The organism is Anaeromyxobacter sp. PSR-1 (assembly GCF_000964525.1).
GTDB lineage: Bacteria > Myxococcota > Myxococcia > Myxococcales > Anaeromyxobacteraceae > Anaeromyxobacter.
Genome location: NZ_BAZG01000066.1, coordinates 1 through 20580 on the forward strand (window position 1 = coordinate 1; position 20580 = coordinate 20580).

At 74.1% G+C, this 20580-nt stretch carries 20 protein-coding genes; 2 read left to right on the forward strand and 18 right to left on the reverse strand.

Going from position 1 to position 20580, the window contains the following annotated elements; all coding sequences use genetic code 11:
• Nucleotides 1–59: 59 nt before the first annotated feature.
• A complete protein-coding gene (locus PSR1_RS11780) occupies nt 60–1001 on the reverse strand; it encodes a RimK family alpha-L-glutamate ligase (RefSeq protein WP_059437765.1) in 942 nt (313 codons plus the stop codon).
• A gap of 120 nt (nt 1002–1121) precedes the next feature.
• Entirely contained in the window at nt 1122–3020 is a 1899-nt protein-coding gene (gene dnaK / locus PSR1_RS11785) for a molecular chaperone DnaK (protein ID WP_059437766.1), read from the reverse strand.
• Between the two features lie 279 nt (nt 3021–3299).
• Between dnaK and PSR1_RS11790 the strand changes: the two genes are divergently transcribed.
• Complete coding sequence (locus tag PSR1_RS11790; protein WP_059437767.1) at nt 3300–4379, forward strand: diacylglycerol kinase family protein; 1080 nt, start codon at nt 3300–3302, stop codon at nt 4377–4379.
• 7 nt (nt 4380–4386) lie between these two features.
• Here PSR1_RS11790 and PSR1_RS11795 read toward each other — a convergent pair whose 3' ends face one another.
• The 7 genes from PSR1_RS11795 to PSR1_RS11825 all read right to left on the reverse strand — a co-directional run bounded on the left by PSR1_RS11795 (nt 4387) and on the right by PSR1_RS11825 (nt 12097).
• Nucleotides 4387–4674 carry a DUF493 domain-containing protein gene (locus tag PSR1_RS11795; protein WP_059437768.1) on the reverse strand — a complete coding sequence of 96 codons (288 nt, stop codon included), beginning with the start codon at nt 4672–4674 and terminating at the stop codon, nt 4387–4389.
• 45 nt (nt 4675–4719) lie between these two features.
• Nucleotides 4720–6042 carry a PhoH family protein gene (locus PSR1_RS11800; protein WP_059437769.1) on the reverse strand — a complete coding sequence of 441 codons (1323 nt, stop codon included), beginning with the start codon at nt 6040–6042 and terminating at the stop codon, nt 4720–4722.
• 100 nt (nt 6043–6142) lie between these two features.
• On the reverse strand, nt 6143–8437 hold the full coding sequence (locus PSR1_RS11805) for a sensor domain-containing diguanylate cyclase (RefSeq protein ID WP_059437770.1): 2295 nt from the start codon (nt 8435–8437) through the stop codon (nt 6143–6145).
• The gene (locus PSR1_RS11810) at nt 8434–8733 is read right to left on the reverse strand and encodes a septum formation initiator family protein (protein ID WP_059437771.1); all 300 of its coding nucleotides are present in this window, start codon (nt 8731–8733) and stop codon (nt 8434–8436) included. The genes PSR1_RS11805 and PSR1_RS11810 overlap by 4 nt, the downstream gene beginning before the upstream one ends.
• Nucleotides 8734–8853: 120 nt before the next feature.
• Entirely contained in the window at nt 8854–9900 is a 1047-nt protein-coding gene (locus tag PSR1_RS11815; protein ID WP_059437772.1) for an HlyD family secretion protein, read from the reverse strand.
• A 2-nt stretch (nt 9901–9902) separates the two neighbouring features.
• Complete coding sequence (locus tag PSR1_RS11820; RefSeq protein WP_059437773.1) at nt 9903–11492, reverse strand: DHA2 family efflux MFS transporter permease subunit; 1590 nt, start codon at nt 11490–11492, stop codon at nt 9903–9905.
• Nucleotides 11489–12097, reverse strand: coding sequence for a TetR/AcrR family transcriptional regulator (locus PSR1_RS11825; RefSeq protein ID WP_059437774.1), 609 nt, complete (start codon nt 12095–12097; stop codon nt 11489–11491). The genes PSR1_RS11820 and PSR1_RS11825 overlap by 4 nt, the downstream gene beginning before the upstream one ends.
• A gap of 149 nt (nt 12098–12246) precedes the next feature.
• Here PSR1_RS11825 and PSR1_RS11830 point away from each other — a divergent pair, with 149 nt between their 5' ends.
• Nucleotides 12247–13260 carry an FAD:protein FMN transferase gene (locus PSR1_RS11830; protein ID WP_059437775.1) on the forward strand — a complete coding sequence of 338 codons (1014 nt, stop codon included), beginning with the start codon at nt 12247–12249 and terminating at the stop codon, nt 13258–13260.
• A gap of 23 nt (nt 13261–13283) precedes the next feature.
• On the opposite strand, the gene PSR1_RS11835 is transcribed toward PSR1_RS11830, so the two are convergent.
• From PSR1_RS11835 to PSR1_RS11875, 9 genes are all read right to left on the reverse strand, one after another.
• Nucleotides 13284–13823: a hypothetical protein gene (locus PSR1_RS11835; protein ID WP_059437776.1), complete on the reverse strand. Its 540-nt coding sequence runs from the start codon at nt 13821–13823 to the stop codon at nt 13284–13286.
• Nucleotides 13816–14292 (reverse strand): hypothetical protein, encoded by a 477-nt coding sequence (locus PSR1_RS11840; protein ID WP_059437777.1) that lies wholly within the window; start codon nt 14290–14292, stop codon nt 13816–13818. Before PSR1_RS11840 ends, PSR1_RS11835 begins: the two co-directional genes overlap by 8 nt.
• Nucleotides 14289–14843 (reverse strand): FMN-binding protein, encoded by a 555-nt coding sequence (locus tag PSR1_RS11845; RefSeq protein WP_059437778.1) that lies wholly within the window; start codon nt 14841–14843, stop codon nt 14289–14291. The genes PSR1_RS11840 and PSR1_RS11845 overlap by 4 nt, the downstream gene beginning before the upstream one ends.
• Before the next feature lie 9 nt (nt 14844–14852).
• A complete protein-coding gene (locus PSR1_RS11850) occupies nt 14853–16178 on the reverse strand; it encodes a hypothetical protein (RefSeq protein ID WP_237757930.1) in 1326 nt (441 codons plus the stop codon).
• An 84-nt stretch (nt 16179–16262) separates the two neighbouring features.
• Nucleotides 16263–16940 (reverse strand): metal-dependent transcriptional regulator, encoded by a 678-nt coding sequence (locus PSR1_RS11855; RefSeq protein ID WP_059437780.1) that lies wholly within the window; start codon nt 16938–16940, stop codon nt 16263–16265.
• Nucleotides 16937–17155: a hypothetical protein gene (locus PSR1_RS11860; protein WP_059437781.1), complete on the reverse strand. Its 219-nt coding sequence runs from the start codon at nt 17153–17155 to the stop codon at nt 16937–16939. The genes PSR1_RS11855 and PSR1_RS11860 overlap by 4 nt, the downstream gene beginning before the upstream one ends.
• A gap of 9 nt (nt 17156–17164) precedes the next feature.
• The gene (gene feoB, locus PSR1_RS11865) at nt 17165–19231 is read right to left on the reverse strand and encodes a ferrous iron transport protein B (protein ID WP_059437783.1); all 2067 of its coding nucleotides are present in this window, start codon (nt 19229–19231) and stop codon (nt 17165–17167) included.
• On the reverse strand, nt 19228–19731 hold the full coding sequence (locus tag PSR1_RS11870; protein ID WP_011420620.1) for a Fur family transcriptional regulator: 504 nt from the start codon (nt 19729–19731) through the stop codon (nt 19228–19230). The genes feoB and PSR1_RS11870 overlap by 4 nt, the downstream gene beginning before the upstream one ends.
• Before the next feature lie 98 nt (nt 19732–19829).
• Nucleotides 19830–20438: a hypothetical protein gene (locus PSR1_RS11875; protein WP_059437782.1), complete on the reverse strand. Its 609-nt coding sequence runs from the start codon at nt 20436–20438 to the stop codon at nt 19830–19832.
• Between the last annotated feature and the right edge of the window lie 142 nt (nt 20439–20580).

Sequence of the window (20580 nt, forward strand, 5' to 3'; positions counted from 1 at the left end):
AGTGCGAGGGTGCGCATGGTCGGGCTCTATACCAGGGACGGCCGGGGCCGGCCACGCATTCAGGGCCGCGCCGCCGCGGCCGCGCCGTCGCGGCGGCGCCGCCCCGCGCCCGCCGGGGCGCGCCCCCGGCGCACCAGCGCCATGGCGCGCTCCACGATCCGCCCCGCGGCGTCCACGCCGCACGCGCTCTCCGCCTCGCGGATGGACGGCGAGGAGTTCACCTCGAACACCCGCGGCGTGCCCTTCACGTCGAGCATGTCCACCGCGCAGACCTCGAGCTGGAGCACCCGGGCGGCCTGCGCGGCGGCCCGCGCGTACGCGGGCGGCAGGCTCACCTGCTCGAACTGCGCGCCGCGCCGCAGGTTGCGCGAGAAGCGCCCGACCGGCGGCCGGCGGCGCATCGCCGCGACGACCTCGCCGCCCACCACCAGCGCGCGCAGGTCCCGCCCCTTCGCGCCCTTCAGGTACTGCTGCACCACGATGTTCTGCCCGAGGCCCAGGATCGCCTCCAGGGCCGCCTCCAGCGACTGGAGCGTCTCGCAGATCATCACGCCCGACTTCTCGCTGGTGGAGAGCAGCTTCACGAGCACCGGGACGCCGCCCACCAGCCGCGCCATGTCCTTCAGCCCGGAGGGGTCGCTCGCCATGACGGTGCGCGGCACCGGCACGCCGGCGGCCGAGAGCATCTGCAGGCTGCGCATCTTGTTGCGGCTGGCGGCGATGCCGTAGGCGCCGTTCAGCGCGGGGATGCCGAGCAGCTCGAGCTGGTTCACCACCGAGAGGCCGTACTGGTGGATGGACAGGCCGATCCGCGGCACGACCACGTCGGTGCGGGGGAAGCGCTTGCCGCGCCAGTAGGCCTGCGGCGCCTCGTCGAACAGCCCCATCTCCACCTCGAGCGGATCGACGACGCGCGCGCGGACCCCGCGGGCGCCCGCCGCCTCGACCAGGCGGCGCGTGGTGTAGATCTCGCTCGAGCGCGACAGGACCGTGAGGTGCACGGGCGCGAGATTAAGGCGGGGGCGCCCGAAAAGCGAGGCGCGCCGGGGCGCGGACGCCGGACGCACGACGGGCCGCCCGGCTGCGCCAGGCGGCCCGTCTCCGCGGGGCGGTGGCCCCCGCTAGACCTGCTTGAACTCCGCGTCCACCACGTTGTCCTTCGGCTTCTCCTCGGCCCCGGGGCCGCCCGGGGGCGGCGCGCCCTCGGCCGGACCGCCCGGCGCGGCGGTCTTGTAGAGCTCCTCGGCCGCCTTGTGGCTGGCCTTCTCCAGGCGCTCCATGGCCGCCTTCACCTCGGCCGCGGTGCCCTTCTCGCGGACCTTGTGGACCTCCTGCACCGCCTCCTCGATCTCCTTCACGGTGGCGGCCGCGAGCTTCTCCTTGTTCTCCTTGAGCAGCTTCTCCATCTGGTAGGCGAGGTTCTCCGCCCGGTTCCGCTGCTCCACCTCCTCGCGGCGCGCCTTGTCCTCGGCCTCGTGCGACTGGGCGTCGGCCACCATCTTCTCCACCTCGTCCTTCGCCAGGCCGGACGAGTGGCTGATGGTGATCTTCTGCTCCTTGCCGGTCCCCTTGTCCTTCGCGGACACGTTCAGGATGCCGTTCGCGTCGATGTCGAACGTGACCTCGATCTGCGGCATGCCGCGCGGCGCGGGCGGGATGCCCTCCAGGTGGAAGCGGCCCAGCGTGCGGTTGTCGCGCGCCATCTCGCGCTCGCCCTGCAGCACGTGGATCTCCACCGAGGTCTGGCTGTCGGACGCGGTGGAGAACGTCTCCGACCGCTTCGCCGGGATGGTGGTGTTCCGCTCGATGAGCCGGGTCATCACGCCGCCCAGCGTCTCGACGCCCAGCGAGAGCGGCGTCACGTCGAGCAACAGGATGTCCTTCACCTCGCCGGAGAGCACGCCGGCCTGCACCGCCGCGCCCACCGCCACCACCTCGTCCGGGTTGACGGTCCGGTTCGGCTCCTTGCCGAAGAACCGCTTCACCGTCTCGACGATCTTCGGCATGCGGGTCTGGCCGCCGACCAGCACCACCTCGTCGATCTGCGACGGCTGGAGCTTGGCGTCGGCCAGGCAGCGCCGGGTCGGCTCGATCGACCGCTCGATCAGGGCCTCGACGAGCTGCTCGAGCTTGGCGCGCGAGAGCTTCACCGACAGGTGCTTCGGGCCGGTCTGGTCGGCGGTGAGGAACGGCAGGTTGATCTCGGTCTCCATCATCGAGGAGAGCTCGATCTTCGCCTTCTCCGCCGCCTCCTTCAGGCGCTGCAGCACCATCTTGTCCTTCGACACGTCGATGCCGGTGTCCTTCTTGAACTCGGCGATCAGCCAGTCGATGACCTGCTGGTCGATGTTGTCGCCGCCGAGGTGCGTGTCGCCGTTGGTGGCGAGCACCTCGACCACGTTCTCGCCCACCTCGAGGATCGAGATGTCGAACGTGCCGCCGCCGAAGTCGTAGACGGCGATCTTCTCGTTCTTCTTCTTGTCGAGGCCGTACGCGAGCGCGGCAGCGGTCGGCTCGTTGACGATGCGCCGGACGTTCAGGCCGGCGATCTCGCCCGCGTCCTTGGTCGCCTGGCGCTGCGAGTCGTTGAAGTAGGCCGGCACGGTGATGACCGCGTCGGTCACCTTCTCGCCGAGGTAGTTCTCGGCGGCGCGCTTCAGCTTGAGCAGCACCTGCGCGCTGATCTCCGGCGGCGAGTACTGCTTGCCGTCGATCTCGATGCGCGCGTCGCCGTTCGGGCCCTCGGCGACGTGGTACGGGACGCGCTTCATCTCGTCCTGCACCTCGCCGAAGCGCCGGCCCATGAAGCGCTTGATCGAGTAGACGGTCTTCTCGGGATTGGTGATGGCCTGGCGCTTGGCCACCTGCCCGACGAGCCGCTCCCCTTCCTTCGTATAGGCGACCACGCTCGGGGTGAGCCGGGAGCCCTCCTCGTTGGTGATGACGACGGGGTCCTTCCCCTCCATCACCGCAACCACGCTGTTCGTGGTGCCGAGGTCGATGCCGATGATCTTGGCCATGGTTCGAAAGTCCTCCTGGACGGGGGGCAACGTAAGTCCGCGGCGAACCCTGTCAAACGGCGCGCTCGCCCTCCCGGCCCCCCGGCCGGTGGGCGACGGCGCGCTGCGTAGCGCGCGACGCACTGCCACCCGGGCGACGCGTCCCCTGCTCCCCGCACAGGGCGCCGCGCAGGCGAATAAGTTGCCGTGACGCCACGGTTTTGCCCTGGTGACGCGCCGTGGCACCCTGCTTGCTCAGGAAACCCGGACATCCGCGTCACAGCCTCGCAAGGGAACTCCATGCTTCGAATGGTCGCCACCGCCGAGCGGTCCCACGGGTTCGAACAGCCGTTCGCCCCGCCGGGCGCCGACGTGGCCGTCCTCCTCAACGCGAACGCGAAGCAGGTGACGCCCGGCGTCCGCCGCGCGCTCTCCTCGGTGCTGCCGGACGAGCACCTCTTCGTGTCGCGCTGCGCCGACGAGGCCGCGGCCATCGCCGACGAGGTGGTGACCCGGCGCTACCGCACGGTGTTCACCGGCGGCGGCGACGGGACGTTCGTGTCCTGGGTGAACCGGATCCTGGAGAGCGCGGAGCGGCGCGCGGCCCGGCCTCCCTGCTTCGGCGTGCTCGCCCTCGGGACCGGCAACGCGGTGGCCGGCGTGGTGGGCGCGACCCCGCGGCGGCACGTCCAGGACCTGCTCCGCTTCGTGCGCGGCGAGGTCGGCCGCGTCCGCCGGCTCGACCTCGTCTCCTGCGGCGACCGCCTCACCCCGTTCGCCGGCGTCGGCATCGACGCCGCCGTGCTGAACGACTACATCTGGCTGAAGTCGCAGCTCGCCGGCACGCCGCTCCGGCGCCTGGGCCTGGGCGCGAGCGGCTACGGCCTCGCCATCGCGCTGCGCTCCGCGCCGCGCTGCCTGGTCGAGCGCCGCCCCACCTACTGCGAGATCGTGAACGTGGGCCGCCCGGCCTGGCGCCTCGACGGGCGCGGCAACCGCGTCGGCCGCCCCATCGCGCACGGCGAGCTGCTCTACGCCGGCCCCTGCATGATGGCCGCCGCGAGCACCGTTCCGTACTACGGCCTGGGCCTGCGCGCCTTCCCGTTCGCCGAGCAGGCCCCGGGCATGATGCAGGTCCGGGTGGCCACGAGCATCCCCATCCGCACGCTGCTCACCAGCGTGCCGAGCATCTGGGCGGGCCGCTTCGCGCACCGCGGGCTGCTCGACTTCCACGCCGACCGCGTGGCCATGCGCTTCGAGAAGCCGATGCCGCTGCAGATCGGCGGCGACGCCGAGGGCTGGCGCGACGAGCTGACGTTCGGGATGGCGCCGCGGCCGGTGGACCTGGTGGACTTCGGCACCCCCTGCGCCGCCGCCTGAGCGGCGGTCAGAGGTAGTAGACGACGCGCTCGTCCTGCCAGAGCAGCTGGTACACCGCGCGCCGCTGCGCCTCCGACTCCAGCCGCACCGCCACGCTCACCGAGTGGTACTTCCCGCCCGACGAGGCGCGGACGGTCACGTCGATCGCGGGGGCCTCGCCCACGCCGCGGGCCACCAGCCGCCGCGCGTGCTCGGCGAAGTCGTCGCCCGCGAGCCCCATCACCTTGAAGGTGTAGCGGAGCGGGTACTCGAGCGCCGGCGCGGCCGGCGGCGTGGGATCGGCCCGGTTCGTCATATCGCCCGAGGGATCTAGCGGCTGAGGCCGCGCGGCGCAGTCCCGCTACAGCAGGTTCGCAGCCAGCTCGGCCAGCGGGCTCCGCTCGCCCTTCTCCAGCGTGATGTGCCCGGCCAGCCGCTCGTGCATGAAGCGGTTCACCACGTGGATGAGGCCGTTGTTGGTCTGGTCCACGTAGGGATTGTCGATCTGGTACGGGTCGCCGGTGAGGACGATCTTGGTCCCGTCGCCGACGCGCGTGATGATGGTCTTCACCTCGTGCGGCGTCAGGTTCTGCGCCTCGTCCACGATGATGAACTGGTTGGGGATGGAGCGGCCGCGGATGTACGTGAGCGGCTCGATCTCGAGGATGCCCAGGTCGAGCAGCTCGTGGTAGCCGCGCCCGGCCTTCTTCTCCGAGCGCGACAGGTTCATGAGGTACTCGACGTTGTCGAAGATCGGCTGCATCCAGGGGTTCAGCTTCTCCTCCACCGAGCCCGGCAGGTAGCCGAGGTCGCGGCCCAGCGGGAAGATGGGCCGGGAGACCAGCATCTTCTGGTAGACGCCGTCCTCCATGGTCTTCTGCAGGCCGGCGGCGATGGCGAGCAGCGTCTTGCCGGTGCCGGCCTTCCCGACGATCGTGACCAGCCGCACCTCGTCGTTGAGGAGCAGGTCGAGCGCGAACGACTGCTCCTTGTTGCGCGGCCGGATCCCCCAGACGCCCTCCTTCGGCGTCTTGATGAGCGGCACGTAGGCCTGCTTCGCGGCGCTGTACTTCCCCACCGCCGAGTGCTGCGGGTTGGTGCGATCGCGCAGCACCACGAACGCGTTCGGCGGCGGCGGCTCGCGCCCCTCGTCGGCCGCCAGCGCGCCGCCCGCGTAGAACGCGTTCACGTCCTCCGGCGAGACGTCCAGCTCCGAGCTGCCGCTCCACAGCTCGTCCAGCACCACGCCCTCGACGTCGTAGTCCTCGGCGTGCAGCCCGAGCGCGTCGGCGCGGATGCGGAGGTTGGTGTCCTTGGTGACGAAGACGGTGGGGGTGCCCTGCTCGCGCTGCGCGAGCTCCAGGGCCACCGCCAGGATCTGGTCGTCGATGGTGTGCCCGTTCCCGACGCCGTGCGGGAGCTTGTGCTCCGCCACCAGCACCCGCAGGTGCCCGTGGGCGTCGCCGATGGGCACGCCCTCGCGCAGCTTGCCCCGGGAGCGGAACTCGTCGAGCGAGCGCGAGACCTGGCGCGCGTTGCGGCCGAGCGTCGAGAGGTCGCGCTTGAAGTTGTCGACCTCCTCGATGACGTAGATGGGGATGACGACGTCGTTGTCTCCGAAGCCGAAGATGCTGCGCGGGTCGTGGAGCAGGACGTTGGTGTCGAGGACGAAGTTCTTTTTCAAGCCTGGGCGGCTCCGGGCGAGGCCGCCCGGGGGACGGGCGGCGCGGACGGAAGTCTAGCAGGGCGCGGCGGGCGCCGGCCACCGCCGCGGAGGCCCGCCGTCACACCGCCGCGCGGCGAGGGGCGCGCAGGCTGGCCGCCGAGACGCTCTGGTTCCGGCCGTGCCGCTTGGCGTGGTAGAGACAGGCATCGGCGCGCTCGATCAGCGCCGGCTTCTGGGTGCCGTCGTCGGGGAAGGTCGCGACCCCCAGCGACAGCGTGACCTTGAGGGGACCCTGCTCGGTCTCGAAGACGAGCTGGCCGACCTTCTCGCGGATGCGCTCGGCGATGACCATCGCGCCCCCGGTGTCGGTCTCCGGCATGACGATGGCGAACTCCTCGCCGCCGTAGCGGGCCACCACGTCGGTGCCGCGCGCGGCCCGCGCCAGCGTCCTCGCCACCCCGCGCAGCACCTGGTCCCCCACCGGGTGGCCGTACGTGTCGTTCACCGACTTGAAGTGGTCGATGTCGCAGAGCAGCAGCGAGGTCCGCTTGCCGTAGCGCTGCGCCTGGCCCAGGTGCGCGTCCAGCCGCTCCTGGAAGGTGCGGTGGTTGGTGAGGCCGGTGAGGCCGTCGGTGGTGGCGAGCCGCTCGGTCTGGTCGAACAGGCGCGCGCGGTCGATGGACTGCGCCGCGTGCATGGAGATCACGAGCAACTGCTGGACCGCGTCGCGGCCGTACGCGCCGGCGCGCTTCGCGCCCAGCACCAGCGCGCCGATGGAGCGCTCGCCCACCTTGAGCGGGAAGATCTTGAGCGAGGCGAGGCCGCGCAGGCACACCGAGCCGAACACGCGGGTCTTGGCCGGGTCGAGCGCGTTCACCGGGAGCACGTCGTCGATCTTGATGGCGGAGGAGACGAGGCACCCGTCGCCCATCGCGAACTCGAGGTCGTCGAGGCCGGCCGCGCCGGTGCGCTCCCCCTCCCCGCCCGCCACGCGGACCACGCGCACCTTGGACGGATCCACCTCGTCGCGCAGCGCGACCGCGGCGAAGTCCACCGTGACCATCTCCGACGCCACGCCCACCAGCGCGTCGTAGACCTCCGAGAGCTTGCGGGTGCGGTTCAGCCGCTCGATGGACCGGTAGAACCGGTCCACCTCGGCGCGCGTCTGGCGGACGTCCTTCATCAGCCGCTCGGCGCCCACCGCGCGCAGGATCTCGGCGGCCAGCGTGACGAGGAGCTTCTCCTCGGCCTCGCTGAACGGCGTCGGCTCCATCCGGTCCACCAGCACCACGCCGCGCACGTGGCCGCCGCGCGGGTCCACCAGCGGCGCGGCGAGCAGCGCCTTCGGCCGCGTGCCGTCGGCGTAGTAGCTGACGGCCTTCACCTCGCCGTGCAGCCGCACCGGGGAGCGCCGCCGCACCGCGCCGCCGAGCGGGCCCTCCCCGGCCGGCAGCGGCTCGCGGCCCACCGCCTCGCTGGGCGAGCGGCAGTCGAGCAGCGTGAGCGTCTTCTCGTCCTCGCTCAGCCAGAACAGCGCGCAGGTGTGGCAGCGCAGGGCGGCCACCGCGACCTCCAGCGCCCCGCCCACCGCCGCCTCGATCTCGATGACCGCGCCCTCGCTCCAGCGGCGCTCGCGCTCGGCCGGATCCTGCGCGTCGTCCGGCGCCGCCACGCTCAGGCGGAACGCGCGCGCCAGGTGGTCGATCTCCTTCATGCGCCGCTCGATGGCGAGCCGCTCGTCGCGCCGGCTGGCCGCGACCTGCCCGGCCAGCACCGCGTAGTAGAGCACCGCGAACACGGTGACGAAGCCGGCGTGCACGACCGCCTCGGGCAGGTCCACCACCCGCGCGCCGCGCCCGGCCCACAGCAGCGCCTCGAGCGTCACCGCCAGCGCCACCAGCCCGGCGCCGACCCCCGGGGCGAGGAACGCCACCAGGAACGCCATCACCAGGTAGACCACCGGCTGGAACGCGGACTCGGCGTGCCCGAAGCTCGCGCTCTGCGCCACCGCGTACGCCGCCACCACGAACAGCGAGCCCAGCTCGAGCTGCTCGCGGTAGCCGGCCTGCTCCCCGGCGGCCGCGCGCGCCACCCGGCGCCACACCAGCGCGCCGAGCGCCACCGCCAGCACCGCCATCGCGGCCACCTGCCCCCAGCCCGCGGCGGACTCGAAGCCGCGCAGCGCCACCAGCGCGCCCACCGCCACCGTGACCAGCGCCGGCAGGCTCCGCACCGCGAAGCGCGCCGCCCGGCGGCGGGCGATGGGGCCGGCCAGCCCCGCCTCGCCGAGCAGGAGCGCGTACGCGCGGATGAGCAGGGGCCGCGAGCGCTGCAGCGCCAGCCGGCGGCGCACCGTGGGCGTGGCGCCCACCGGCGCGCGCACCGGCGGCAGCGCGGGGAGCGGCTCGCTCACGGGGCCCCTCCGCGCTCGGCGCCCAGCCAGTAGACCCGCTCGCCGGGGCGGATGTAGCGGAGCTCCTCCCGCACGGCGCGCTCGAGCGCGGCCGGCTCGGAGCGGAGCGCCCGGACCTCGCGCGCGAGGCGGGCGTTCTCGGACGCCAGGCGCACGTTCTCGGCGCGCATCTGGTCGACCTCGCCGGCGAGGCGCAGGTGCTTGCGGAGGCCGGACGGATCGGCGGCGGAGAGGGCCGCCAGCAAGGCGACGACCCCCACGTACACGCCCCACCTGCGTCCGCGCGTCACGGCCATTCGGCTGCCTCGCCGCGACCGTAGCAGCCGGAGGGGACCCGTCCAGAAATCGGCCGATGTCTGGACGGCCCGCGGGTGGGCGGGTGTGGGGGCCGGCGGGGCGAGGGCGCAGCCCTCGTCCTACTTCGTGTGCACCGTCACGAAGGCCGAGAGGCCCGCGCGCAGCGGCAGGTCCGCCGGCACTGCGTCCCAGGCGATCCGCACCGGGACGCGCTCGACCACCTTGACGAAGTTCCCGGAGGCGTTGTCCGGCGGCAGCAGGGCGAACCGCGCGCCGGTGCCGCCGGAGATGCTCTCGACCTTGCCGTGGAGCGTGCGCCCGCCGTACGCGTCGATCTCGACGTCCACCGGCTGGCCGGGGCGGATGCCGCCGGTCTGCGTCTCCTTGAAGTTCGCGACCACGTAGGTGCGGTCGGGCACGAGCTGCCCGAGGCTCTGGGCCGGCTGCACGATCTGCCCCACCCGCGCGGCGAGGCGCGAGACGCGGCCGGAGGCGGGCGCGCGCACCTCGGTGTAGGAGAGCTGCAGGCGGGCCAGGTCCACCGCGGCCTGCGCCGCCTCGACCCGGGCCTTCGCCAGCTCGCCGCTGGCGAGCGCGGCGGCGTACTGCGCCCGGTTGGCGCCGGCGCCGGCGCGCGCGGTGGCGCCGGCGATGCGGGTCGCGTCGTAGCGCTCGGTGGCGATGGCGTCGCCGGCCTTCAGCTCCTCGGCCCGGCGCAGGTCGAGGGCGGCCTTCTCGGACTCCGCCTCGGCGCGGGTCACCCCGGCGCGCGCGACCGCCACCTGCGCCTCCGCGGCGGCCGCCTGGGCCTGGGCCGTCGCCAGCTCGGCCTCGGCCTGGCGGACGCGCACCTGGTAGTCGGCCGGGTCGATGCGGACGAGCGGCTGCCCCTGCCGCACCTGGGCGTTGTCCGCCACCAGCACCTCGGCGACCGGGCCGCCCACCCGCGGCGCGATCGCGACGACGTCGGCCTCGACCTGCGCGTCGTCGGTGCTCTCCTCGCCGCGGGTGAGGAGCGCGTGCGCGCCGAGCGCCAGCGCGGCGACCCCCGCGACCAGGCCGGCGCCCACCAGCACGCGGCGCCGGCCGCCCGGGCGCGCCGGGGCGTCCGCCGGCGCGGGCGGCGCGCGGACCTCGTGGAGCTTCGGATCGGCGGGAGGGGTCATGGTCACGGCTCCATCTCGGCGTGGACCTTCTCGCCAGGCCCGTGCCGGTTCACCTTGAGGAAGAACAGCAGCGGCAGCACGCACAGGAACAGGACGCCGGTGACGAACAGCACGTGCTCGAAGGCGATCACCATCGACTGCTTGCGGACGATCCCGTCGAGGGCGCGGAGCGCGGCCTCCCGCGCCGACACCGGGTCGAAGCCCTTCTGCGCGAAGAAGGCGCCGAGCTGCGCGAGCCGCTCCTGCACCTCGGGCCGGTCCGGGGTGAGGTGGCTCGCGACCGCCGCGCGCGCGGTCACGCCCGAGCGGTCGAGGATGGTCGCGAACACCGCCAGCCCCATGGACGCGCCGACCTGGCGCAGCAGCGAGTTGAGGCCGGTCGCGTCGGCGAGCCGCTCGCGCGGGATGTTCGAGAGGGCGGCGGTGGTGAGGGGGACGAACAGGAAGCTGAAGCCGACGCCCTGGATCAGGATGGCGTGGACGATGCCGGAGGAGGTGCTCGCCAGCGTGATGCGGGAGACGTCGAAGGAGCCGAGCGACACCAGCACCACGCCGATGGCCACCAGCAGGCGCGGCGAGACGCGCGAGTAGAGCCGGCCGACGACGGGCGTGACCAGCATCATCACCAGCACGCGCGGCATGAGCGCGAGGCCGGACTGCATCGCGGTGAAGCCGAGCAGCTCCTGCATGAAGAGCGGCAGCAGGAACATGCTCGCCATCAGGATCGCGAACATGACCGCGCCGATCACCGTGCCCGAGGTGAACACGGTGTCGCGGAACAGCCGCAGGTTCACCGCCGGCACCTTCGCGACCAGCTCGCGCCACACGAACAGCGCGAGCGCCACGGCCGCGACCGCGGCCGCCGCGGTGATGATGCGCGACTCGAACCAGTCGTCCCGCTGGCCCTCCTCCAGGAAGTACTGGAGCATGGCCAGCCCGACCGCCAGCAGCGCGATGCCGAGCCAGTCCATGTTCCGGCGCTGCTCGGCCGCCGCGGCCGCGTTCGCGGCCCGGATGTCTTCCGGCTCGTGCACGAAGCGCCAGACCATGAACAGGCCGAGCGCGCCGACCGGCAGGTTGATGAAGAAGATCCAGGACCAGTGGAAGTCGTCGACGATGTAGCCGCCCAGCGTCGGGCCGACGGCGGGCCCGACCATCACGGCCATCGCGAACAGCGCCATGGCCATGCCCTGCTCCCTGGGCGGGAAGGTCTGGCGCAGGATGGCCTGCTCGGTGGGCTGCAGGGCCCCCGCGCCGAGCCCCTGGATGGCCCGGAACGCGACCACCTGGCCGAGGCTGGAGGCCATCCCGCACAGCGCCGAGCCCGCCACGAACACGAACAGGCTGGCCATGTACACGCGCTTCTGGCCGAACAGCCGGCCCAGGAACGCGGTGAGCGGCATCACGATCACCGTCGCGATGGCGAAGCCGGTGGTGATCCAGGTGATCTCCTGCACGGTGGCGCCGACCGCGCCCCGGATCTGCGGCAGCGCCACGTTCACGATCGACGCGTCGATGGCGCCCATGAGCGTGCCGAAGGTGACCGACACGGTCACCAGCCACTTGTTGACGGGGGGCCGCGCGGCGCTCACCGCCCCGCCCCGCGCAGGAACGCGTCGAGCACCGCGTCCACGAAGCCGTCCCAGCTCCCCTGCCGCTCGAGCGTGCGCACCACCAGCGCCCGGGTGATCCCCAGGAACGCGACCGCGTGGACGCCGTGCGCGTCCGGCCGGAGCTCGCCCGCGCGCACGCCGCGCCGGACGATCGCCTCCACCCGCCGCGTCAGCTCGGCCTCGAGCGTCACCGGCGGCCGCGCCCGCGCCGGCCCCTCGCCGGCCTGCGCCAGCACCGCCAGGAACGGGCCGCGCGCGATCGCGTGCTCGCGCACGCCCTCCAGGAAGCCGCGGAGCTGCTCGCGCGCGGGGCGGCCCTGGGCGGCGGCCAGCGCGGCGTCCACGCGCGCGAGGAGCGCCTCGCGCCCGGTCCGGCACAGCGCCTCCACCAGCGCCTCGCGGTCGGCGAAGTGGTTGTAGAGCGTGCCCACTGCGACGCCCGCGGCGGCCGCGATCCGCTCCATCCGCGCCGCGTGCAGCCCGTCCTCCCCGAAGACGCGCTCGGCCGCGGCCAGGATGGAGCGCGCCGTCTCCTCGCGGAGCCGCTCCCGCAGCCGGGGGACCTCCTGGGAACGCATGCTCATCGGGCTGAATCCAGATTCATCTGGTGAACCCGCGATCTAGACATCTCGCCGCACGCGGTCAAGTGCCACGGGGGCCGGGCCCGGGGGACCGCCGGCGCGCGGCGAGGCCGGTGGCGGACCGGCGGAGCCCCGGATATCCCTAGCGTTCCGTGCCCGCCCTCCCCGCCCTGCTCGCCCTGCTGTCGCTCGCGCCTCCCCTGGAGGGCGAGCTCCGGGAGTCGCGCCCCGGGATGGGAACCCTGCTCACGGTCGCGGTGGTGGCGCCACCGGAGCGCGCCCGCGCCGGGATCGACGCCGCGTTCGCGGTGTTCGACCGCGTGGACCGGGTGATGAACGAGTGGCGCCCCGACTCGCCGCTCTCCCGGCTCAACGCCCGCGCCGGCCGCGGCTGGGTGACCTTGCCCGCCGACCTGTGCGAGGTGCTCCGGATCGCCCGGCGCGGCGCCCGCGAGACCGGCGGCCTGTTCGATCCGACCTGGGCGGCGGTCTCGGAGCTCTGGCGGTTCGACGGCACCGAGCAGGCGCCCCCGCCCGACGACGCGGTGCGGGCGCGCTGCGCGCTCGTCGGCTGGCGCGGCCTGGAGCTGCGCGCGCGCCGCGGCGGCCCGGGGTGCGAGGCGCGCCTGCAGCGCGCCGGCATGAAGGTCGGCCTCGGCGGGCTGGCGAAGGGCTGGGCGGTGGACCGGGCCGCCCGCCGCCTCCGCGCGCTCGGGCTGCGGGACTTCCTGCTCCAGGCGGGCGGGGACCTGTACGCGGCCGGGCGGCGCGGCGGCGCGCCGTGGCACGTCGCGATCCGGGACCCGCGCGGCGGCCCGCTCGACGCGATGGCCGCGCTCGATGTCTCCGACCGCGCCTTCTCCACCAGCGGCGACTACGAGCACGCGTTCGAGGCCGGCGGCCGGCGCTACCACCACCTCATCGACCCGCGCACCTGCCGCCCCTCCCCGGCGAGCCGCGCGGTGACGGTGCTGGCCCGGACCGCGGTGGAGGCCGAGATCCTGGGCAAGGCGGCGTTCCTGGAGGGCGGCGAGGCCGGGCTGGCCCGCGTCGAGGCGGCCGGGGCGGCGGCGATCCTGGTCGGCGGAGACGGCGCGGTGCGGGTCTCGCCGGCGCTCGCCGGCCGCCTGGTGCGCGCCGCCCGGGATGCGCCCGCCGAGCCGTGAGCGCCTCCGGACGTCGGGCGACGTCAGTCGCGGCGCGGCGCCCCGGGCACGCGCTGCGGGCTCGCGCCGTCGGCGGCGGCGTCGCGGCGCGCGTGCGCCTCGGCCCGCTCCGGCAGGAACAGGCCGACGAGCAGCGCGGCCCAGGCGAGCAGCGCCGCCTCCAGCCCCACGAACGCGCCGATCTTCACCCAGGCGAGCCACGGCGCCACGAACCGGACGCCCAGCCCCGCCAGCGCGCCGGCCAGCGCGCAGCCGAAGGAGAGGCGCACCAGCGCCGCGTACGGCCGCGGGCGGAGCGCGCGGGTGAACGCGACGAGGTGCGCCACCGCGAACAGCACCAGCGGGACGGCGACGAGGTGCGGGATCGCGACCTCCAGGATGCCGCCGAGCGTCCGCGGGGCCGCGAAGCGCGCCTCCGAGCCCAGGTAGAACTCCTGCACCCGGGCCGCGGTCGTGCCGAGCTTCAGCACGAACAGCACCGCGCCGCTCGCCGCCGAGACGAGCAGGAGCGCCGCGAACGCGAGGGCGGGCGCCCGGAACGGCGCGAGGCGCGGGTCACGCACCGGCGCGCCTCCCCGGTCGCCCGTAGGTGGCCGCCACCACGGCGAGGAGCGCCCCCAGCGACCCGAGCGCCGCGATCGACGTCGCGACGCGGAGCCCGCCGGCGCCCCCGAGGCGGATCACCGCGAACGGCGCGAACAGGTCCGCGAGCGCGGCGGCGAAGGCGAGCCCGACCAGGGCCGAGCGCAGCCGCGCCGGCACGGGGCACACCGCCAGGAGCGAGCCGGCCATGAGGAGCACGAAGCCGTACAGGAACGCGCCGACGTGCACCTCCTCCCAGAGCGCCGCCGCGGGGAGCGGGTCGCCGCCGGCCAGGTACTGGTCCAGCACGCCCGCGGCGGTGAAGCCCCCCGCGGCCGCGCGCTGGACCGCGACGCCGGCCAGCGCCAGCGCCGCGAAGACGAGGAAGGCGCGCACCGGCGGGCGGGCCCGCGCCAGCGCGTCGGGGGTGGGCTGGACGAGGAACCTCACGGCCGCGCCCCCGCGGTCTCGCGCAGCGCCTGGAGCAGCCACCGCGACTCCTCGGCGATGCCGCGCGCCGAGAGCGTGGCGCCCGTGATGGGCGCGAGGTCGTCGCCCACCGCCAGCCGGTCCGCGGGCCCCTTCCCCTCGAGCTGCCGCAGCCACCGCTCCGGCGGCCGGTACTCCTGCGGCTCGAGGAAGGCGAGCACCGTGACCTTGCGGATGCGCCCGTCCGGCTCGAACGCGAGGAGCAGCGTCTCGCGCTTGGTCCGGACCACGTGGCTGTGGATCACCGCGTACCCGAGCACCTCGCCGCCCCGCCGCGCCGTGTAGAACGTCACCAGCCGCTCCTTCACCCGGGCCCGCGCCAGGCGCTCGATGCGCTCGACCATCGGGTCGGTGAGCAGCACGTCGCGGACCTCCACCCGCTCCGTCCCCGGGAACGCGGACCGCACCACCGCCTCGTCCTTCGCCGGGGCCGGGCCCGCCTCGGCGGCGGCGGCCCCGCCGGCGGCGAGCGCCGCGGCGGTGGCCAGCCCCATGAGCAGCGCGCGCGCCATGGCCGCCCCCTAGAACACGAAGCCCGCGCCGACGTTCACCTGGTCGGTGGCCGATCCGGCCTTCGGATCGCGGCGCTGCCAGTCCGCCTTCAGCACCACCGTGGGGATGGGCTTGAAGGTGAGCCCCGCGGTCACCGCGGTGCGGTCGAGCCCGGGGTTCCGGACGCCGCCCGCCGGCACGCGGTCGTGCAGGTCGTAGCGCTCCACCCGGACGAACGGCGAGAGCGAGGCGGCGCCGCCGGGGGCGGCGAGCGTCAGGACGTCGTAGGCGACCTCGGCGTAGCCGCCCTTCACGCCCGAGCCCAGGACCTCGTCGCCCGAGAGGCCGAGCTGCTCGGAGACCTTCGCGGCGTCGCCGAGCCGCCCGACCACGCTCAGCACCCGGGCGCTCGCGCCGCGCCAGGCCGCCTGCGCGTGCAGCTCGGCCAGGGTCACGTCGGCGCGGATGGCCTCGCCGCCGGCGGTGCGCTCGCGCTGGTCGGCGCGGCCGCGGTAGACGGAGCCGCCCACCGTGGCGGGACCGGCGGCGTACTCGAGCGAGAGGACGCCGGCGCCGGTGGCCGCGCGCGACTCGCCGCCGCCGCTGCGGGCCTGGCGGATCCACGAGTCCGCCTCCGGCGTCTCCTCGCCGCCGCGGAACAGGTCGAGCCCGGTGAGCAGGTACGCCTTGTAGCGGAGCCCCGCCACCTCGCCGTGCACGCCCACGCCGTTCTCGTTCCAGGTGGTCGGGATGATCAGCCGCTCGACGTCGGGGCGGAACACGCCGTTGAAGAAGGCGGGCTCGTGCATCTCGTTCACGAAGCCCATGGGGACGAGCACGTTGCCGACGCGGAGCCCCAGCGCGTCGGTGACCAGGAAGTCGAGGTAGGCGAACTCGACGCCCACCTCGTGGCCGGCGTGCTCGAACTCGATCTCCGAGTTGAAGACGATCCGGTCGGTGAAGCGGTAGCCCACGTACAGCACCGCGCGGAGCAGGTCGCTCTGGTCGCCGGTGGGGCCGTCGGTCATGTTCCGGTAGGTGAGCTCGCCGTAGCCGCCGATGGAGAGCCCCTTGGGCGCGAAGTAGACCTTGGATGCGGCCGGGCCCATGCCGCCGTACGACTGGTACTCGACGTCGCGCAGCCCCAGCTCGAGCTTCAGGCGGCGCACCTCCTCGGCCAGCGTGCGGACCTGCTCCTGCGTGGCGGGCGCGTCGTCCTGCTTCGCGGCGGCGTCCTTCTTCCCGGCTGCATCGCCCTGCGCGCCGGCGCCGGCGGGCTGCGGGGCCGCGGCGGGCTCGGCCGCGCGCGCGGCGGGGGCGGAGAGGCACAGGGCGAGGAGCAGGGTGCGGGTCATGATGTTGATTGTCATTCTCATCTTGGGCTCGCGCGGGAGCCCGCCTCCGGTGTCGCTTCCGGGTGGACTGCGATGGCCGGGGCGCTACCGCGCCTCGACCGGCTTCACGTAGATCTCGCCCGCGATCTCAGGATCGAGGGCGATGGTGGTCTCGCCGACCTCGATGACGTACGAGGGCGAGCGCTGGTGCAGGCGGAGCGTCGAGCCGGGGATCACCCCCAGCGCGGCGAGCCGGTCCATGCGGTCGTGGAACTTGGGCGCGATGAAGACGATGCGGCCGGTCGCCCCCAGGTCGAAGGCGGCGAGGCCGGTCACGAGCGGGCGCACCGTGCGCTGGAACGTGCCACAGCAAGGGCCCGGCGGGATGGGCTTTCCGTGCGGGCAGGTCGGCGGGTGGCCCAGCAGCGTGCAGACCGAGTCGGTGGCCTCGGGCGAGAGGATGTGCTCGAACTCGCAGGCCTGCTTCTCGGTGGCCCCCTCCCCCAGGTCGAGCAGGTCCCGGAACAGCCGCTCGGTGAGGCGGTGCCGGCGGACCACGTCGCGCGCCTGGCGCTCGCCCTCCTCGGTGAGCGCCACCCGCGTCCCGTCGAGGCGCAGCATCCCCTCCGCCGCGAGCGCCTCGAGGTCGGAGGCGTCGGCGCCGGGCGCGTGATCGGGCGCCGCCTGCGCCAGGATGCCCGCGGCGGCGTCGCGGCCCGCCTCGCGCTCGGTGAAGACCGCCTCCAGGATCTCCTCGTTGCGGTGCGTGGTGCGGTGATTCACGGTGCGTGTCCCCTCTTCTCCTTCAGCCGGTCGAACAGCTTGCGCAGCCCGCCGGCCACGCCGGCCTCCTGCGGGAACGAGTAGCCGCAGGACGGGCAGCAGATCACCCGGCAGCCCCTGGCCATCGGGCAGCTCGGGCGGCAGCCCTGCCCCTCCGCGTCGAACTCGGTCCCGCAGAGCGGGCACCTCTCGTTCCTGGCGACCACGGCGGGCACGGGCGGCTCCTAGTGCACGAGGCGCATGAGCTGGTTGACGGCGGCGCCGACGCCGAACGCGAACGGGATGATGAAGCCCATGATGGCGAGGCCGGTCTTCCAGCCGCGCTCCTTCAGGATCATGAAGAAGTTCGCGATGCACGGGACGAACAGCGTGATCGTCACCAGCGCCACCACCACCTGGATCTCCATGCTCCAGGTCATGGTGCCGGCCTGCATGTAGGGCTGGAAGTGGCGGAACAGGCCGGCGGCGGCGTAGTCGCGCCGCAGGAAGCCCAGGATGAACGCGGTGGCGGCCTCGGGCGGCAGGTCGAGCATGCCCACCACCACCGGCGCGGCGGCCCGCTCCAGCACCGCCAGCCCGTGGAAGCGGTCGAGCACCCACAGGATGAGCGTCCCGAGCACGAACAGCGGCAGCGCCTCGCGCAGGTACCACTCGATGCGCGCCGAGGTCTTCACCGCGATGTTGGAGGCCTGCGGGAGCCGGAGCGGCGGCAGCTCCAGGATGAAGTCCGAGCCGCGCCCCGGCAGCACCTTGGCGGCGAGCCAGCCCACCAGGAAGATGACGAGCAGCAGCGTCCCGACGAACCAGGCGGTGGCCCCCATCGACAGGCCGGCGGTCATGGCCAGGATCACCGCCATCTGCGCGGAGCAGGGCACCGCCAGCGCCAGCAGCAGCGTGACGATCACCCGCTCCTTCCGCGTCTCCATGATGCGGGCGGTCATGGTGGCCATGGTGTCGCAGCCGAGCCCCAGCACCATGGGCAGCACGGCCTTGCCGTTCAGGCCCATCCGCTTGAAGACCTTGTTCACCATCACCGCGAGCCGCGGCAGGTAGCCGGAGTCCTCGAGGATGCTGAACGCGATGAAGAACGTGGTGACGATCGGCAGCACGATCGCCACGCCGTAGGAGAGCCCCATCGAAACGACGCCGTACTTGCCGATCAGGAACCCGCCGTGCTCCAGCGGCGGCACCCCCGGCGGCCCGACCAGGAACGTCTGCACCGCGCCGGCCGGGACGATCCAGCGCACCAGGTGCTCGGTCCACGGGATCAGGTACTCGTGGAAGACGGTGTTCTCGAGGAAGTCCACCGCGGTGCCGGCGCCGAAGTCGCCCACGAACAGGTAGGCGACGGCGAGCACCACCGCGAGGATGGGCAGCCCCCAGAGCGGATGGGTGGACCAGGCGCCGAGCCGGCGGGCGAACCCGCTCGCCGCCGAAGCGTCGCCCTTCGTGAGCACCGCGTCGTGCAGCCGGTCCACCGCCGCCAGCCGCTGGCGGGCGATCACGAAGCGCAGCGACTCCGGGTAGCGCGAGGCCAGCGCCCGGCGCACCTCGTCGATGCGCGCCAGCTCGACGGCCGAGAGCTTGCCGGAGACGTGCGCGCGGAGCGAGTCGTCCCCCACCAGCGCCATCACCGCCAGCGCGCGCGGGCCGATGCCGCCGCGGGGCATGAGCGGCTCGACGCGCGCGATGGCGTCCTCGATGGCCTCGTCGTAGCGCGGCCGCCACGGCGACGGCCGGGCGGAGGCGAGCCGGGCCTGGAGCGTGGCGAGCCCCTTGCGCTGCACCGCCACCGTCCGGACCACGTCCACCTGCAGCGCCTTCGTGAGCGCCGCCTCGTCGATGCGGATGCCGCGCCCCTCGGCCTCGTCCGCCATGTTGAGCGCGAGCGCGAACGGGATGCCCGCCTCGGCGAGCTGGGCCGACAGCAGCAGCCCGCGGCGCAGGTTCTTCGCGTCGCAGACCTGCAGGCAGACGTAGTCGCGCTCCACCAGCAGGATGTCGCGCGTCACCTGCTCGTCCTCGGACATCGGGAGCAGGTTGTTCGTCCCCGGCGTGTCCATCACGTGCCAGGGCCGGCCCTCGATGGTGGCCGAGCCGCGGGTCACCTCGACGGTGGTGCCGGGGTAGTTCGAGACGGTGACGTACTTGCCGGTGAGCGCGCCGAACAGCACGCTCTTGCCGACGTTGGGGTTGCCGACCAGGATCACGGACCGCGCGGCCGCCACCACCTGCTTGCGATCGAGGTCGGCCTCGTGGCGCGCGGCGGCCTCCGGGGGAGGAGGCGTCACGGGCGCGCCTCCTGGCGGGCGCGGCCCGGCGGGCGGCACCGGGCGCAGCGGCCGTAGAGCTCGAGACGGTGGCTCTCGACCTCGAAGCCGTGCCGGCGCGCCACCATCTCCTGCAGGCTCTCGATCCGCTCGTTCGCGAACTCGATGATCTCGCCGCAGGCGGTGCAGATCAGGTGGTCGTGGTGGTCGCGCCCGGCCGACGCCTCGTAGCGCGTCTGGCCGTCGCCGAACTGCCGCGCCACCGCCAGGCCGCACTCGGCCAGCAGCTTCATGGTGCGGTACACGGTGGCGACGCTGACCCGCGGGTCGTCCCGGCGCACGCGCGCGACCAGCTGCTCCACCGTGACGTGGCCGCCCATGGCGAAGAACGACTGGGCGATGCGCTCGCGCTGCCGGGACTGCTTGAGGCCGCGCTCCTGGATGTACGCGGCGAGCGTGGCGGTGGGACCGGACACCTGCGCCGACCCGCCGCCCTCCCGCGGCCTGCTCGAGCCCTTCATCCTGTCCCGTTCGGTATTCATGTTGATAATGGTTCTCAATATCAGACCGCGCGGCCAGGCACAAGCCCCAGACCGCATGCCCGCCCCGGACCGCGCGCCTAGCGCGGGATCAGGCCCCTCGCGCGCCAGAACGCGCGCCAGCGCTCCGGCGCGTCCGGGCCGTCCCCGCCGGCGTCCTCGCCCGCCAGCGCCGCGAGGGTGGCGCGCGCCTGCCGCCGCACCTCCGGCGCCGGGTCCGCCGCCAGCTCCACCAGCGCCGGCACCAGGCGCTCGGAGACCTCGCGCGGGCGGTGCCGCGCCAGCTCCGCCGCCATGGCCCGGGCGTCCGGGTCGGTCGAGGCGAGCGCGCGGCCCAGGTCCACCGGCGCGTCCGGCGCCCCCTGCCCGCGCTCCAGCGCGATCCCGCCGATCACCGCCACCATCAGGACCATCAGGCCCAGCTGCACCAGCGCCTTGCCGGCCGGGTAGCGGCCGGCGCGGACCAGCGCGAAGCGGTAGGTGGCGTAGCCGGCGATGAACACCGCCACGAGCGCGGGCGGGATGGCGAGGGTGGCGCGCGGCCAGTGCCCGGCCGCCACCGCGCGCTGCAGCTCGGGGAGGCCCGCCAGCGTGAGCGCGGCGGCGACGAGCAGCAGCGCGTAGAGGATCCACCGGAGGGCGCGCACGAACGCCGGGACGCGCGCGCCGTTCGGCGCAGCAGGTGACATGCGCGGGAGTGAACCACGCGGGCGTGCCCCCGGCAACGTGATCCTTGACTCCGGAGGCCCCGTCGGCAACGTTCCGCGTCGCGATGGCCGACCTCGACGACGAGCTGCTGGAGCGGGTGGCGCGCTGGTGCGCGGAGGCCGG